The sequence below is a fragment of the Paraburkholderia sp. SIMBA_054 genome (assembly GCF_046534875.1).
Classification (GTDB): domain Bacteria; phylum Pseudomonadota; class Gammaproteobacteria; order Burkholderiales; family Burkholderiaceae; genus Paraburkholderia; species Paraburkholderia hospita.
This window is the reverse complement of record NZ_JAWRXV010000007.1, coordinates 59,720-75,636: the sequence shown is the minus strand read 5'-3', so window position 1 is coordinate 75,636 and position 15,917 is coordinate 59,720. Positions and strand designations below refer to the sequence as shown.

General features: G+C 57.1%; 13 protein-coding genes and 2 pseudogenes. 6 read left to right on the top strand and 9 right to left on the bottom strand.

Features of this window, described 5'->3' with window-relative positions; genetic code table 11:
* Positions 1 to 258 precede the first annotated feature (258 nt).
* Entirely contained in the window at positions 259 to 711 is a 453-nt protein-coding gene (locus tag SB822_RS10580; RefSeq protein ID WP_007738145.1) for an Rrf2 family transcriptional regulator, read from the top strand.
* Between the two features lie 103 nt (positions 712 to 814).
* On the opposite strand, the pseudogene SB822_RS10575 reads toward SB822_RS10580, so the two are convergent.
* Positions 815 to 934, bottom strand: a pseudogene (locus SB822_RS10575) (SET domain-containing protein-lysine N-methyltransferase); the annotation flags it as partial.
* A 206-nt stretch (positions 935 to 1,140) separates the two neighbouring features.
* Between SB822_RS10575 and SB822_RS10570 the strand changes: the two are divergent.
* Positions 1,141 to 2,608 (top strand): annotated as a pseudogene (locus SB822_RS10570) (UvrD-helicase domain-containing protein).
* 858 nt (positions 2,609 to 3,466) lie between these two features.
* A complete protein-coding gene (locus SB822_RS10565; protein WP_410854614.1) occupies positions 3,467 to 4,630 on the top strand; it encodes a diguanylate cyclase in 1,164 nt (387 codons plus the stop codon).
* Between the two features lie 747 nt (positions 4,631 to 5,377).
* Here SB822_RS10565 and SB822_RS10560 read toward each other — a convergent pair.
* The 4 genes from SB822_RS10560 to SB822_RS10545 form a co-directional block, all read right to left on the bottom strand.
* Positions 5,378 to 5,842, bottom strand: a complete 465-nt coding sequence (locus tag SB822_RS10560; protein WP_410854613.1) for a nuclear transport factor 2 family protein — start codon at positions 5,840 to 5,842, stop codon at positions 5,378 to 5,380.
* A gap of 5 nt (positions 5,843 to 5,847) precedes the next feature.
* Complete coding sequence (locus SB822_RS10555; protein WP_410854612.1) at positions 5,848 to 6,570, bottom strand: carboxymuconolactone decarboxylase family protein; 723 nt, start codon at positions 6,568 to 6,570, stop codon at positions 5,848 to 5,850.
* A 74-nt stretch (positions 6,571 to 6,644) separates the two neighbouring features.
* Complete coding sequence (locus tag SB822_RS10550) at positions 6,645 to 7,355, bottom strand: SDR family NAD(P)-dependent oxidoreductase (RefSeq protein WP_079502719.1); 711 nt, start codon at positions 7,353 to 7,355, stop codon at positions 6,645 to 6,647.
* Positions 7,356 to 7,581: 226 nt separating this feature from the next.
* Positions 7,582 to 8,730 (bottom strand): alkene reductase, encoded by a 1,149-nt coding sequence (locus tag SB822_RS10545; protein WP_410854611.1) that lies wholly within the window; start codon positions 8,728 to 8,730, stop codon positions 7,582 to 7,584.
* A gap of 348 nt (positions 8,731 to 9,078) precedes the next feature.
* On the opposite strand from SB822_RS10545, the gene SB822_RS10540 reads away from it, so the two are divergent.
* Entirely contained in the window at positions 9,079 to 10,002 is a 924-nt protein-coding gene (locus tag SB822_RS10540; protein ID WP_410854610.1) for a LysR substrate-binding domain-containing protein, read from the top strand.
* A 368-nt stretch (positions 10,003 to 10,370) separates the two neighbouring features.
* The gene (locus tag SB822_RS10535) at positions 10,371 to 11,420 is read left to right on the top strand and encodes a GlxA family transcriptional regulator (protein WP_007579273.1); all 1,050 of its coding nucleotides are present in this window, start codon (positions 10,371 to 10,373) and stop codon (positions 11,418 to 11,420) included.
* Positions 11,421 to 11,513: 93 nt separating this feature from the next.
* On the opposite strand, the gene SB822_RS10530 is transcribed toward SB822_RS10535, so the two are convergent.
* A complete protein-coding gene (locus tag SB822_RS10530) occupies positions 11,514 to 11,771 on the bottom strand; it encodes a hypothetical protein (protein WP_007579275.1) in 258 nt (85 codons plus the stop codon).
* A gap of 217 nt (positions 11,772 to 11,988) precedes the next feature.
* On the opposite strand from SB822_RS10530, the gene SB822_RS10525 reads away from it, so the two are divergent.
* Positions 11,989 to 12,927 (top strand): LysR family transcriptional regulator, encoded by a 939-nt coding sequence (locus tag SB822_RS10525; protein WP_007579278.1) that lies wholly within the window; start codon positions 11,989 to 11,991, stop codon positions 12,925 to 12,927.
* A 96-nt stretch (positions 12,928 to 13,023) separates the two neighbouring features.
* On the opposite strand, the gene SB822_RS10520 is transcribed toward SB822_RS10525, so the two are convergent.
* From SB822_RS10520 to SB822_RS10510, 3 genes are all read right to left on the bottom strand, one after another.
* Positions 13,024 to 13,854, bottom strand: a complete 831-nt coding sequence (locus SB822_RS10520; protein WP_079493727.1) for a dioxygenase — start codon at positions 13,852 to 13,854, stop codon at positions 13,024 to 13,026.
* Positions 13,855 to 13,933: 79 nt separating this feature from the next.
* Positions 13,934 to 15,004: a maleylacetate reductase gene (locus SB822_RS10515; protein WP_410854609.1), complete on the bottom strand. Its 1,071-nt coding sequence runs from the start codon at positions 15,002 to 15,004 to the stop codon at positions 13,934 to 13,936.
* A gap of 21 nt (positions 15,005 to 15,025) precedes the next feature.
* Complete coding sequence (locus SB822_RS10510) at positions 15,026 to 15,913, bottom strand: FMN adenylyltransferase (RefSeq protein ID WP_410854608.1); 888 nt, start codon at positions 15,911 to 15,913, stop codon at positions 15,026 to 15,028.
* Positions 15,914 to 15,917 lie beyond the last annotated feature (4 nt).

The window sequence follows — 15,917 nt, the reverse complement described above, 5'->3', positions numbered from 1 at the left end:
ATCGTAGTCGAGTCGAATCGTACCGACAAGATTCAAATTTCGCAATAGACCGATGTTCCTTTACGTGCGGGTGGCGTGAATGGTGGTTTTCGGTCGGAAACAATGTTTTGGTGCAGTTCAGGGTCGAATCGAACCCGGAATCGAGCATGGCGCATCAATGTTTGCTGTCGGCAACGGGAAACGGGTACGGTCCGAAGGCAATTTGACAGATTTAGATGTAACTAATATAGTTATATCTGAATTGAATTAGGTTGTGATATGAGCGCCAATAGCCGTCTTACGGTGGCAACCCACATTCTGGCCTGGATGGCGCTCGTCGCACGCGATCATCCTGATGACCCCGTCACCTCCGAGCGGATCGCCGCGAGCGTGAAGACCAATCCCGTTGTGATCCGACGGACGCTCGGCGTCCTGTCTAAAGCTGGGCTTGTGCAAAGCTATCGCGGCATCAATGCGGGTTGGCGCCTCGCCAGGCCCGCTGAAAAGATCTCGCTGCTCGATGTGTTCGACGCGCTGGAAGAGGGCAGCCAGTTCGGGTTGCACCCGACGCAACCGAGCCAGGCTTGCCCTGTCGGGCGGGGTATCGGCTCGACGTTGAGCCACGTGTACGATTCGATTCACGAAACCGTGAGAACGACGCTAGCATCGAAAACGGTCGCAGCCGTGCTCGCTGAGATCCTTGAATCCCAGCGTTCGAGCACGCGTCATTGAAGGTCAGGCTGCGCAGCGTGGATGGGTATGGGCATCAGCGCAAGACGGGCCGGCTCTGCGTGGCGATATACACAGAGCCTGACGAAATTGCGTGTCAACCACGCACATCATCACCGATCGCGCTGGCCTCGCAGATCGGGACGCACGCATGGTTCAGGAGTCGGGCGCTGTTGCCACCGCGGCTGCCATCGATCACACGTCCGTCGGACAGACCGGGGACGGCAATGTGCGGCAGGTTCGAGGAATGAGCGCCGCGGGACTCTCACCCGATGTGCAACACGTCCGCGACGATCGGGACGACTACGCCACGGACGGACCGTATTCTGTCCAGTTCGCTGGACGCCGTGGTTGGCCGGTCGGCGCAGCGCATTGCAGTTGCGGCCTTTGCGTTCCGCGTAGACTGTCGGTTCATCTGCTCCCGAACTGCAAATGGCTCGTTTGATAAGACCGACACCTGAACAGCAGGCGATCGTCGATGCTGTCGCCGGTGGCGGCAATCTCAAGATCAAGGCGTACGCGGGTGCGGGCAAGACCTCGACACTGCGGCTTGTCGCAAACCGCCTCGCCCATCAGCGTGGCATCTATCTGGCGTTTAACCGCGAGATTGCAGAGCACGCGCGGCGCGGCTTTCCGCCCAACGTGATGGCCGGAACCGTCCACTCGCTGGCCTACCGATCGGTGGCGCCCGCGCTTGCCGCGCGGGTGAACCACCCCGCGGAGCCGCCTCACGAACTTGCTGCTCGCTATGGCATCGGTCCGGTAGAGGTGCCCCTCGTGACGGGAAAAACCGTCGAACTCACACCGTTCGAGCTCGGTCGCATGATTGTCGATGGACTGGGCAGGTTCTGCCGCTCGGCTGACGACGCGCCGAAGGCTATCCATGTTCCCGTCGACGAGAAGATCGACGATAAAGCCGCCGACTGGCTGCGGGAAGGACTGAGCCCCTATGTCGCTCGCCTGTGGAGTGAGAGCACGGACCCGCGTGGCCGCAGCGCCATCATTCCCGACGTCTATCTGAAGGTCTGGGCGCAAGGGCACCCGCGCATCGAATCCGACTTCATCCTCTTCGACGAGGCGCAGGACAGCGATGGCGTGATGCTGTGGCTTCTGAACCGGCAGCCACATGCCCAGATCGTCTACGTTGGTGACCCGTACCAGCAGATATACGAATGGCGTGGCGCAGTGAACGCCATGGCGCAGATCGATGCACCCCAACACGCGCTGACCGAGTCCTTCCGTTTCGGTCACACGTTCGCCACGCTCGCCAGCCGGCTACTCGGGCTGCTGGGCGAGCAGACAGCCGTTCGCGGCCAGGGCACGATCGGCTCGATCATCGTCGAAGACCCGATGATCGCTCCACCCGTTGATGCCATCCTTTGCCGCAAGAATGTGTCAGCCATCTGGCATCTGGCATCTGGCCGCAGGCGTGGAGGCGGGCCACCGACCGTCAATCCGCATGAGTCCCACCGAAATTGTTGCGTATGCAGATGGGGCCGACAGGTTGATTGCGGGGCGGCGGGCCTACAGACCTGCAGCCTTTTCGCTGTTTGAGACGTGGGACGATGCACAGACTTTCGCTCGCAGCGCGGCCGGCGCCGATCTGCTTCCCATCGTGCGGATTGTCGATGAATTCGGAACCGGCTATCTGCGCTCGCTGGCACAACGGATTACGCCTGAAGCGCAGGCCGATTACGTGATATCCACGGTGCACCGGGCCAAGGGCCTCGAATGGAAGCGGGTGAAAGTCATCAACGATTTTCTGTTCAAATACGTCGATGGTCGCCTGACTGTGGAGGAGGACGAGCTGCGGCTGCTCTACGTCGCGTTCACGCGTGCGCAGCACGTGCTGGACGTATCGGACCTTCGCGATGCGCTCCTGCGTCTGTTCAGATCATGAATCTGATCGGTCGCGGAAGAATTGGGTGAGGAGGAGGTTCAGATCGTCGGTGTGTCAAGAAAATGCCTTAAAACATGCACTCAAATGATTGTCCTGCAACGCCACCGGGCTCGGTAGATTCAGGAAGCGGGCAGGCACCTGTCATTTGTCCCGGCTATCAGAACCAGCAAAAGGTGAGGATTTCCAGGAGTTAATTCGGTTCTAACCTCGAGATCCGGGCGAGTCAGGTCGCTCGCAATGCGGGGGCCGAGACGACGTTCCCATCATCGACGGAGCAGCCACTCCGTAGTGAGATCTTTCAGAACCGGAAGGGGTATCTTCTGGAGCGGCCCGAAGACATCGCGCCGTTTGCCAATGAACGGATTCGCCCGGCTGGACGTAGTGGGTTTTCCGGTGGTGCAGTTTCTTTACCACGACGAAACGTAACCCATACGACGTTCACAAGCCTTTTTCACTACCGCGCGCAGATCTGCCCCGTTGGGCTTCTTTCCCGTGAATGCATCAGATATGAATGGGCTGATGACAGGCCGGGGCATGAGAGGTACAGCCTTCCTTACAACATCAAGATTACGGTTACTACAACAAGCTTCCAGCTGAGTGCGCTCATCCTCATCGAGAAACACCGCCTCCAAACTGGCTCGCGAGATAAAATGCGTCGGTCTCAGAGACACGACTGCAATCGCTGATGGGCGAGCGTCCTAGCGAACAAGCGGGTTTCGCTCGATGAGCAATGACGTGCTTCTTTTGGCGGTCCCCATCCGGGGAGCGATTCCGAAAGCTTCACTGAGATCGCCTGTGCACAGCCCTGCGGCGTTTCCTGAACGACAGGCTGAGGCTAACAACAACGTAAGCAGACCAATGTCCAGCACTGACGTCCTTCTTGTCTTCGCCATGGTGTCATGCATCGCAAGCGCTGCCGTACTTGGCAGCCTCGCGCGTCATCGCATTGCAGGTCTTGACCGATGGCTCGCCGCGCACTGCATGTTATTTGTGGCATTCGGAATACTCGTTTCAAGGCGCGGTAATTACCCGCCACCGATCGTACTCACTGCGTGTTCGTGTGTCCTCACGGCTGCGGTGCTGATTTTGCAAGGCTGTCGTCGCTTTGCCGGCCGGCCGACGATCGGGCGATACGAGCACCTTGGCCTGGCCGTGTCGGTCGGCGCCGTTTTTTATTGGACCATGTTTTCGCCCAACGAGAACGCGCGAGCAGCCGTGATGTCCGGTCTGCTCGGCTATACACGGATGGCCGTGGGCTGGACCATCTGGAATTCCCGCACGTCGCGTCGGCGTCAGTATGGTCATTGGGTGGTCCTGGTGGGAGCGGCTGCAGGCACGGTGGTACATGCGTCGAGAGTCGTTCAGTGCATTTTCTTCGCAAATGTCACGGCGAGGGTTCTGGAGCCGTCGGCATGGAATATCGCCTTCATTTCAGCGGGCATCCTTTCGCTGCTACTGCTGTCAATCGGCCTCGTGATGCTGGTGAACGACAGTCTCGTGGATCATGCGCAACGCCTCGCAACAGTCGACGAGCTGACAGGTCTGCTTGCAAGACGTGAGCTCCTGTTACGTGGGGGAGAGCTTTTGAAGGGCTCTCTTTCCGACCGTTCGCTGCTTTCGGTTGCCATCATTGATCTCGACGACTTCAAGGTCATCAACGACCATTACGGGCATCCTGCTGGCGACCGCGTCCTGCAGAATTTTGCCATCGAGGTGTCCCGGCAGCTTCGACGTACGGACCTTTTCGGGCGACTTGGTGGTGAAGAGTTTGCAATTTTCTTTCCACAGACCGGACGGGAACAGGCGGCTGGACTGATTGAATCCATTCTGTCGTCAGCCGGCGTTAGCAAAACACAAGAAGATCAGCCTCGATGGACCTTCAGTGCAGGTATCGACGAATGCGGTTTTGACGATACGCTCAGCGACCTGATAAGTCGCGCTGACGCAGCGTTGTATCGTGCGAAGCGAAAGGGAAAAGGGCGCGTTGAGCTGGCAAGCTCGGACTCGCTAACTCCAGCCTGATACTTCGCGATCTTCAACCCGGTGTACGTGTCTTTCAACGAAACGGGAAAACAGGCGCGCGGCGAACCCGCTCGCCCGCCAGGGAGCGTGCTAAAGAGGCAACATCGAGTCCGGCACCAGTGCAGGGTATTGAGGCGACGCTGGCGGACTCCTGATCCGGTAACCAGACGGCCGGTTGATGGCAGGTCCGGTAAATGATGCGCCGCTCGCGTCCGGCTCAAGCCGGACGCGTTGGCCAGAATCGGCCCGTCCACAGGGTCCTTTCTGCGAAGCGGGCTCGATCGAGGATGCGGCTTCACCATGACCGAGATAGCCGACGAACGCTGAAACAAAGTGCGTGCGCAGCCCGTGGTGTCGTACATGTGGTCCAGATCGAAGCTGGGGCGCGGATGTTGCCTTCAGGCGTCGCGACGGGTTTGCTCCCGCAGAGTTCTACACCGGTGAGGCTTCGGCACCTCTATATCGACATCGAACATGCGACGCTCGACGACGCGCGGTGCAAGGGCGGCCGTTACTTCGCGTCCTCCCACACGTGATCCTCGCGAAGCATCGCTGTTCTAGCGCAGTTTCTGACATAGGAGAGCGCCCTTCCGGTTTCGGCCAGGAGCGATCCCCGCAACGATTGCGAACAATTGCATCATGCAAGGTGCCGTCGCTGATCGCGAGCTAAAGGTTGAGCGTAATCCTATGCAGTCACGCGTTTTATAGCCACTCCAACAGGCGTCAAGGTTTCTGGTATGCGCTGCATCAAACTTCCAGATGACTAAATCTGTCTTTTGATATCACGTCTCGACGGCTGTACTTCCAGGCGCCGTTCTCGCGCTTGAGCCAATCGTCATAGACGCAAATGTAGCCGTCAATGGCACCGTCCTTTTTCGTGAAGAACTGGAGATAGCACTTTTGACGGGCGTTTTCACCGTCGACCGAAATAATCTCGTTGGTTGTGAGGTGATACATGGTCCCGAACGTTGCGATGCCCGTAGGAACGAAAGCCTTCAATTGCTCGGTGCCTTTTGGTGTTTCTCCCTCGATCGCAGCATTGAAGGCTCCGTCGGTGGTGAAGCAACCTGCCCATGCTTCAGCGTCGCCTTCGTCGATCGAGAAGTTGTATTTTGCGTTTAATGCCTTGATTTCCTGAATATCACCAGGTGTCATTTTAGTCACTTCGATAAAGGTTATTGGATTGCCTTTCGGCAAACGGCTCATAGACATGAGTCTCACGATTGCCGGGGCCGCTTCTCAAAGACATCCTTCACGATTGGCAGTGCCGTAAAGGCGCTGGACCAACCCGAGTAAAACGCCAGTTGTGTCATCACTTCCGCCATCTGCGCCCGGGTTAATCCGTTGTCCATGGCCCGGCTGATGTAACTGGCCAATTGTGGGAACTGCCCCGTGGCAACCACCGTACTGAGCGTCGCGAGACTGCGGTCTCGCGGCGCGAGGCCTGGCCGCAGCCACAGGTTGCCAAAGAGTACCTCGGTAGAGAACTGCACAAGTCCCGGCGCCACCGCACCGAAGTTCTGCGCTGCGGTCTCGAGTTGTGAGACGGCTGCCGCGTCGATGGGAAGAAGATCGACGGAGGCAGGCGCCAGCTGGGTTGCAGCGATTGCGCGTCGTTCAAAGACGGGGTTCGTTGCCTTCACGGCTGCCAGCGCATTGGCCCAGCCCGAATAAAACGCGAGGTGCGTGATGAGCTCGGAAATCTCGCCAGGTTCGAGGCCGCTATCGAGCCCCAGATCGACGTAATACGGCAGTTCGGCGCTCTGATTGCGCGCAATCAACACGGACAGCGTCACGATGCTGCGGTCTCGTGGCGACAATTGCGGGCGCTTCCACAGATCGCCCAGCAGGACGTCAGTCGTATAGCGTTCAAGCGCTGGCGAGACCGTGTGGATACCGTCAAACGCGCTTACGGATGAGTCGCAAGTGGGGATGTCCATATCTATCCTGATTCGAGTGGCGAGCGGTCGCAACGCAACAAGGAAGTTATAGCGGCCGCTGAACCTCGTGTTATTTAACGGCCTGCACTCTGGCCGCCGTCGACGTGCAGGATCTCTCCCGTAATGAACGGTGCCGAATCAAGGAACAGGATCGCGTTCGTGATATCGCTCATTTCGCCCATGCGGCCCAGTGGATGGAGGCCATCGAGCATGTCGTGATACTCCGACGGGTGCATTGGAGTCTTGATCACCCCCGGCGCTACGGCATTGACGCGAATACCTTTCTTTGCGTACTCAATCGCCAGTGACTTCGTGGCGGCGTTCAGACCACCCTTTGTCAGCGCTGCCAGCACCGAATACACGCCGCTGATCGCCTGATCCACGACGCTTGCGGTCACACTGACCACGTGGCCGCTCGAATGCTTTTCCATTTCGGCGATGGCAAGCTGCGTGATGTAATAGAAGCCCGCAATATTCACATTCGTGACAGCGGCATAGTCTTCCCTGGTGTTTTCCGTGAAAGGCTTGCCGATGTAAATGCCGGCGTTGTTCACCAGCGTGTCGATCCGGCCGAACTTCGCGACGCCTTCCGAAATGACGCGTTGAGCGGTTTCGGGGTCGCCGATATCGCCGGCAACGGTCAGAATGTTCGGATCTTCTGATGGTTTGATCGAACGTGAGGTTGCGACGACGCGGTAGTCGAGCTTGCGAAATGCCTTGACGACATCGGCACCAATTCCTTGCGATGCACCGGTAACGACGACAACCTTCTGTGATGTGCTCATGCTTTACTCCGAGAATGTATTTGTCTGACTTTGACGCCACACGGAACGATGGTTTTTTTGGCGTCCATTGAACGTGGAAACGAGATGCCTCGCCGTGCAGGCAAGCGGTTAAGCCCGCACGACAGGTCAATTCGTCAGGGAGCGAGATGGTCAGCAGTAAGCGAACTTGCATGCTGGGCGCTCTCGACATGGCGCCTCTTGCGATGGCGATACCCGGCAGCGCAAACTAACTGGCTGTATAAGGCATGTAGTCGATGTAGCCTTCCGCACCACCGCCGTAAAAAGTGTCGGGATCAGGGGGTGTCAGCGGCCAACCGTTCTGAAGCCTGGCGACGAGATCTGGATTGCTAACAAAGCTAGCCCCAAACGCAGCGAGGTCAATGAGATTGCTTTCGATCATCTGCTCGGCGTGTTCCCGCGTCATTCCGCCTGCCAGAACGAGCGCAGTACGTGAAAGATGGAGTTTCATTTTCCGCAGCAACCCATTGAACCCTGACGCGCCCTCGGTTTCTATGACGTTATCCGGTCGAGCGAACCCCGACTGATTCATGACATGGAGATAGGCAAGCTTTCGCTGGCCGATCTGTTCGGCAAGTTCCGTGTACGTACTGTCGATCTCTTCATAGAGAGGCATGTCGAAAAGCTTCCCATACGGAGAGATGCGGATACCCACACGCTGGGCGCCGATCCGTTGCACGACCGCATCGATCACCTCAAGGACGAAACGCAACCGGTTGCCGATCGTGTCTCCGGCGTAGCGATCGGTTCGATCATTGACAAGCGGGTTCATGAACTGCTCCAGCAGGTACCCGTTTGCTCCATGAATTTCTACGCCGTCGAAGCCTGCTTCGATCGCGTTCTGAGCAGCCTGTGCAAACTCTTCCACGACTCGTGCGATCTCGCTGGTTTCGAGCTGACGAGGGGCGGGCGGTTCAACGAAGCCAGGCTTTCCCTTGTCGTCATATCCAAAAGCCGCTGCACCCACTGCGCGCTTCGACGATCCACTCACAGGCAGTTGCCGGTCCTGAAAGATCGACGGATGTGACACCCGGCCAACATGCCAGATCTGCGCAAAAATCTTTCCGCCGACGGAATGGACGGACTGGGTGGTCAATCGCCATCCGGCAATCTGCTCTGCGGAGAAAATGCCGGGATTGAACAGGTATCCCTGCCCCTCGCGAGATATTGGCGTGCCCTCGCTGACGATCAACCCGGCGGTGGCTCGTTGCGTGTAGTAGAGCGCAATGCGCTCGTCCGCGATGTCGTGGCGGGCACGTGAGCGCGTAAGCGGTGCCATGACGATACGATTCCTGAGAGCCATGCCATGGAGATCGAAGGTTTCAAAGAGGCTGTTCATCGTGTGGGGGACCTGCATGATTGATCGTAATGACGGGGAGACTGCAAGCTACGGAGCAATGCTGCATAGACACGGCGCCGTGACGTTTGGATTTCTAACCCCGTGTACATCGCAAAACCCGGGAGCGCATGGAGAGGAACCTGACGAAGAGGATGGTAGGTGAATGTGATATCTGCAACAATTCGTCGAGGCAGCAAATCTTTTTTGTCGAAACAGCATTTTTGGTCCCATTTGCCCTGCGGTTCGCTTGCGGATGAGTCCGGGACAGTCCAGCTCTCAGAGACTCGCGCGGACTGACGCGGTGCTACCCGTAGCCCCGGCAGGCGTCTTCAGGGGAACGGGCCGCTTCATCGCTAAGAGACACCCATGAACCTCCAGGCCTTACGCTATTTTTTGATGGTCTCGACGACTGGCAGTTTTCTCGCCACCGCGCGGCACTTTGAGGTCCCTGCGTCATCAGTGTCGAGATTTGTTGCGTCGTTGGAAAAAGAACTGGGACAGCAACTGTTTTATCGGAGCACGCGTGCGGTCAGGCTCACCGAGCAAGGGCAACGCTACTACACGCAGGTACGTGAGGCCGTGGAGTTGCTGGATAGCGCGGCGGACCAACTCGCGAACCGGGGTACCGGTATCCGGGGATTAGTAAAGATCAATGCGCCAGAAGCGCTTGGCAGGCTGCATATTGCCGGGCTGGTCAACGAACTGCAGGGCTTATATCCGGACTTGTCGGTCGAACTTACGCTCACGGATGCCTTCATCGATCCGGTGCAAGAAGGTACTGATGTGACGATTCGGGTAGGGCGGCTGGTGGATTCGGGGTTGATAGGTAAAGTTGTGAGTGCCCACCAATACCGGATTGCCGCGAGTCCTGAATACCTCGCAGGGCGTGGTATTCCGCAGACCCCGGCAGACCTCATGCAGCACAATTGTCTCTTGTACAAGGGGCAGCAGGGATCGCAGAGATGGTATTTCAGGCGCTCCTCCAAAGAGAACTTCGAGTCGCTCGATGTGAGCGGCTCCTTGCGAAGTAACAATGCAGAGGCGCTGGTTGCGGCTGCTTTGGCAGGACGGGGAATCGTGCTCTTTCCGAGCTGGCTGTTCGCTCCGACAAGCTTCAAAGACGGGAAACTCGTGAGCTTGCTGACAGACTGGGATATCTCAGCGTCGGCTGAAGAGTTGTACATTCAAATTCTTTCGCCTGAGAACAGACTGCGCTCCCATAAGGTACGCGAAGTATCTGCTTTTCTTGTCAAGGCAATCGGGTCGCCTCCGTACTGGGATAACCTGTAGACCCAGAAGACTGGATGCTTCGTATGAAGGTGGGACGCCGTCAGGCATGCAGCGCCCAGATACCGCGCGTGAAGAGCCATCGCACGCGGTGATAGGGCGCGCGGGCGCGAGGACTGTCCTGGTGCATCGACGCCGACGTTCCGTGATTTTGCCAACGTGTCTGCGTGGCGCATGTGCGCGAACCACTTCCCGATTCCTGAAATTGACAATACCAGAAAACGAGCTTTCATTTATCTGACTTTGCAGATATATTGCCAATAATCGTACGGCGGAAATCAGACTGGAGGGCGTAGCAGTATGGAGCACGATTCGATAGGAAAAAGCAACGCGATGATGTCGAATGTCGCTGCCGACAAGGATTTCAAGCCATGAAGGTAGCGATTGTCGTGTTCGAAGGGGTAATGGCGCTGGACGTTGCAGGGCCACTGGATGTGTTTGCCGAGGCGAATGCGTTCCTGCCGCGGGATCAACAGTACGAAATCACGCTCGTTGGGATGCATTCTGAGAGCGTCCGGTGCTCCAATGGTCTGGAACTCAAGGTTGGGATCGATTACCTGCAATATGAGGATCAGCCCGATCTGCTCCTCGTGGCGGGCGGCCCGAGACTTCCCGATCTATGCCCTCCGACCAGTTTTCTCCAGTGGCTCAGGACGAAGTCGGAAAGTTGCGCGCGCTTTGGATCGGTTTGTAATGGCGCTTTCCTTTTGGGACACGCCGGACTGCTCGACGGCAAAGAGGTGACCGCGCATTGGCATGACGTAGACCGCCTCGCGCTACAGTTTCCAGACGCTTACGTTCAGCCCGACAAGATTTTTGTTCGTGACGGCAATCTCTTCACCTCTGCAGGCGTTGCGGCGGGCGTCGACCTCTGTCTTGCTCTGGTGTCTGAGGACTGGGGTCACGAGATTGCGCTGCGCATTGCGAAGCGGCTGATAGTATATATACGCCGTGAAGGTGGACAGTCGCAATACAGTCCCTATCTGGCTGTGGGCCCGAAGGAGGAGACCGTCGTCGCGAAGGTCTTGCGCTATGTCACTGATAACATCAGCGAGCAGCTGTCTATCGAACAGTTGGCTGACGCCGTAGGCGTCAGTCGGCGCACGTTCTCGCGGACCTTCGCAAAACACGCCAATATGACGCCGTCAGCCTTCGTGGAGCAGATCCGCATTGATTTCTCGCGCAAGTTGCTGGGGGAGACCGATCTGCCTCTAAAAACGGTGGCGTATCGATGTGGGTTCCACAGCAGTAGTCAAATGCGGGCGATATTCGCAAGGAGGCTTGATACCAACCCTAGCGAATATCGTCAACGAGTTCGCCATCAAACTTCCGCGAAGTCTGGGGGAGAGTTTCGCGATGCGTCCACCCCCATCCGCGCGCAAAATCTCACATCAAAGTTCAGTGAAGTCCGAGCAGCTTAGTCGCTGAATATCGGACGATCCGCCAACCGCGGATCTGCTGCCGCCCGCGAGTGAGCAACGTTGGGCGCGGCAGACGCCGCACGACTGTCGTGATCAGTCAGTAAGCGTTCCGATTTCCGGCGCCGCAATCATCACCGCTTCGCGCAGTCGTCGCGCCGTCTCACTGATGTTGTTGATGATTCTTGCGCTGCCGTTCTCTTTGCCGATCTCGACATTTTCGAACAGTCCGACCGATGAGCGAGAACACCGTTGACGGGAGCGGCGAAGGTCACCAAGCATCGGCGTCGAAGGAATGGCTGACGCGAAGTAAATCGAGAAAGTGAAGACGAGGCATCGAGTCGGCGTCGGCAATGCCAGTATTCGAACTACTGGGCTTGCATGACATGGTCATTTGCGTTAGAGGTTCATAGTGTTCATGGCCGCATCTGCAGATGCCAGATTCGCGCGCTTTCCGGGCAAGAATGATTTCCCAGTAGCTGTTGTAAGTCGGTGAATATTCCGAGTGGCAGCGGTTTTTGAATCAGATACAGTTGACTCGCCAAATTAGCTCTGACGGGACCGCTACCGCATGGACACTATTCCGCAAAGAAATGAAGGTGATGTCGACCTCGACCTCCACCACTTGCAAGTATTCGACGTGTTGCTGGCCGAACATAGCCTGACCAAGGCTGCGCGTGTGCTGAATCTTTCGCAGCCTGCGTTGAGCAAAACGCTGGCGCGACTGCGGCTGTATTTTGGAGACCCGCTTTTTGTGCGTGTCGCACTGCGGATGGAGCCCACTCCGAAGGCGCTTGAACTCGCAGAACCCGTGAGGACGATACTAAAGAAAGTGAGCACGCTGCGCTCGGAGCATGCGTCATTCGATCCAAAAACGTCTACGCGAAAGTTCAGTTTCTTTCTTATAGATGCGGGTGTGGTGAAGATATTCCCGACACTGTTGAACTACCTGGCTTCTGAAGCGCCTGGCATATGCGTCCAGTCGATTCCGTGCGATGCACAACATTTGGATTTGTGGCTCGAATCGGGGCTCGTCGATCTGGCGATCGGTTCCTTCCCTTCGCTGACCATGGGTATTCGGCGTCTGCCACTGTGGACCGAGACGTACGTCAGCCTGGTGCGCAAAGACCATCCGCGGATAGGTGCGCATCCAAGCAAAGAACAGTTTGTCGCTGAGAAGCACGCGCTCGTGTCCGCGCTGGGCACTGGGCACGAGCACCTGTCAATTGAGCGGATCATTGAGTCGGAGGTGCCGCGCAGAAATATCGTATGTCGCGTTCCCGTATTTACCTCGGCAGCACAAATCACGAAACACTCCGACGTAATCGCGACTGTGCCAAAGACGCTCGCGGTGACAATGAGCCGCGACCTCGACCTCCAATTGGTCGAGCCACCAATTTCTTTGCCCAAGCTTCAGATCGCACAGTATTGGCACGATCGGTGCCACCTTGAGCCCGGCAATCAATGGCTCCGAAATGTGTTTCGCAAGCTGTTTTCGACACCGGCGTAAAGCGTGAACGCGTTCGGGTCTGCATCGAACAGAAATCTGATGCAGACCTGAAACCGAGGCTTTCTATCTGTTGGAATGCCGCTTCTGCGCGTTGCCTTAGTCTGCCGGGTTCAAGACGAAATCGTAATTCAATGTATAGCCTCCGTCGGGCTGCCTGATCCAGTCGGCCACCAATGTTTGTCGTACGCCAAAAACAGCGTCGGAATCCAGATACTGGTCGCCGTTACGAAACACGTGTGTAACCAACGTCTGGTACTGTTTCGCCTTGATCATGAAATGAAGATGCGCGGGGCGCCACGGGTGGCGTCCGGTTGCACGCAGCAAGTCACCCACTGGACCATCGACGGGAATAGGGTAGGCGACAGCGACAACGGTACGAAACTCAAAACTTCCGTCCGGTCGCGATCTGAGCACACCTCTAGCTTGATGGGTCTTCAGATCCGGATACTGAACGTCGTAGTTTCCTTCTGCGTCGGCCTGCCAGACTTCCAGCTCTGCCCCAGCAATGGGTACGCCGTTTCGATCCTTCACGGTACCGCGTACGAGGCAAGGTTCACCCACCGCGCCGTTGGCAATATCGGCACCATTGTCATACACGGGCGCGCCCTCTACATGAAACGGTCCGAAAACAGTCGATTCCGTACAGCCCTCTGGCTTTTTGTTGTTCATCGCAACTGTCAGCATCGATAACCCGAGGACGTCGCTCAACAAGATGAATTCCTGCCGCTTTTCGCTACATTTCTGCCCTGTCGCCGTCAGAAACAAGATCGCTTCAAGCAACTCTTCTTCAGTCAGTTCGACCTCCCGCGCGAAGTTATGCAAATGAGTGATCAAACGGACGAGTATCAACTTCAGGCGAGGATCGGGGGTGCCGGATAAGAGATCGACCACTGCTTGCGTCACGGTGTGTTCGTCGAGGTTGCGCATGTTTGTCTCTCAATGTTGAGTGCTGTTGATCAAACGAGACGTCTAAATTAAACAGTGCCTTATGCCGTGCATCGTGCGATCAGATAGGCGGTCGTGCACCTTCGTACGCATCCTGTAGCAATTGTCTTATCGCCACTTTCTCTAGCGGACGAGGGTTGGGATACTGATTCTCCAGCGCGATCGCGCATGCCTTGTCGAGATCCGAGGCTTTCATTCCGATATCCTTCAGTGCCAGAGGTGCGCCATTCATTTTCGCCAGATCGAAAGTGGCTTGCGGCGCGCTGTTGCCATTTAGCGCGCCAGCGATGCGCTCCATTGAACGGCAGGCGGCCATTGCGTTATAGGCAAGTGCATGTGGCAAGACAATGGTGTGAGTTTCTGCGTGCGGCAGGTTGAAAGTGCCGCCTAACGTATGGCACAGTTTATGATGCAGAGCCATGCTGACGTTCCCTAGCACGGATCCACACAGCCACGCACCATAGAGCACGTCCGAGCGCGCACGCCGAACTTCCGCATTGTCAGCGTCGAGTGTCAGAAGCGGTAGCGATCGTCCGATGGCGGCAATGCCCTCGGCCGCCATCAGGTTTGTAATCGGATTGGCGTCTATGGCGTAAAGACCTTCGGCCGCGTGAGCGATCGCATTGATCCCGCTGCTAACGCTCAACGAAACTGGCAGCGAATACGTGAGTTCGGGATCGTAGATCACTGTCTTTGGCATCACACGAATATCGCGGCCGGTCTTCTTCAACCCCGCTTCGGTTATGCCGTAGATCGGTGTCATTTCGGAACCCGCATAGGTAGTCGGAACGGCAAGAATCGGAAAGTCAGACTCGAGTGCAATAGCTTTTCCAAGTCCTGTCGTCGACCCACCGCCAATTGCTATTGCGCAGTCGGCATCGAGACGGCGCGCAAGATCGCGTGCTTCGCGGGCAATCTCAACGGGTACATGCATGGTCGCCCGATCGAACACGCCGGCGACGCGAGGTCCGAGCATCTCCGCTATTCGTTCGGCATCCCGACGCTGATCAGGTGTGGCGAGCACGAGTGCGCGACGGGCGCCAAGTAGATCGACTTCCGCTTCAATCTGGGCTAGAGCGCCGACGCCAAAGACAACTCGCTGCGGACGGCTCGTATAGGTAAAGTTGTTCATGATTGTTCTCACCTGGATTCGTCACATAGAGGCCATATTGGCGAATGCGAAGCGGCTCGTAGCCGATCTCGCTGTGTCGTGAAATCGGACGGTCATCGCGTCACCGGGCGCGCTTTCCGTGTCCTTCTCAACAAGCAGGCGCAGCGTGCGCGCACCAACAGATGGATGTTGTCCTCGAACCTGCAAGATCGCGCCAATCCATGGCGCCGCAGCATTGTGCTTTCTCACCGTTCCAGCGTAATCTCCCGACGGCGGTGAACACATATCGCGGGGAACCAGGAGGTCGATCACGCGGCAAGCAGATTCATTCGGGCCGTACACCGTCCCGGACAACTCATGCGGGCGATCCAGCATTGCATTTGCGCCAGCGATATCACCTTGCTGGATTAGCCTTCGTGTTTCGCTCGAAGAACAATGCACGCCGTTCTCAATGCGGGTAGTCGACCGGAGCGGCACGGGGCGTACTTCAAATCCCAGGCGATCGCCGAGATTGCGCAAGTACGCGATATTCCCTTGTCGACCACTGCCGCACGCGAAATTCTCGCCGACGATCAATGAGCGTATGCCCAAACGGTCAACCAACGTTCCCCGTACAAAATCATCCGCCGATTCGGTACTTCGCCGTCGATCGAATCTCAGAACGACGCAGTAGTCGACACATCCGGTGGACGCTAACAGATCCATGCGACCATCAAGCGTGGATAGGAGCGGTGGGCACGACTCAGGACGCAACGTGGCAAGCGGGTGAGGATCAAACGTGACGAGAACGGTGGGAATCTGCAAGACCGATCCTTGATCTCGCAGGTTCCGCAAAACACGCCTGTGTCCACGGTGAACGCCATCGAACATCCCGATCGACACGGCCGACCCGGACAGATTTAACTCACCTGGATCGGAGATGACTATCATGGAA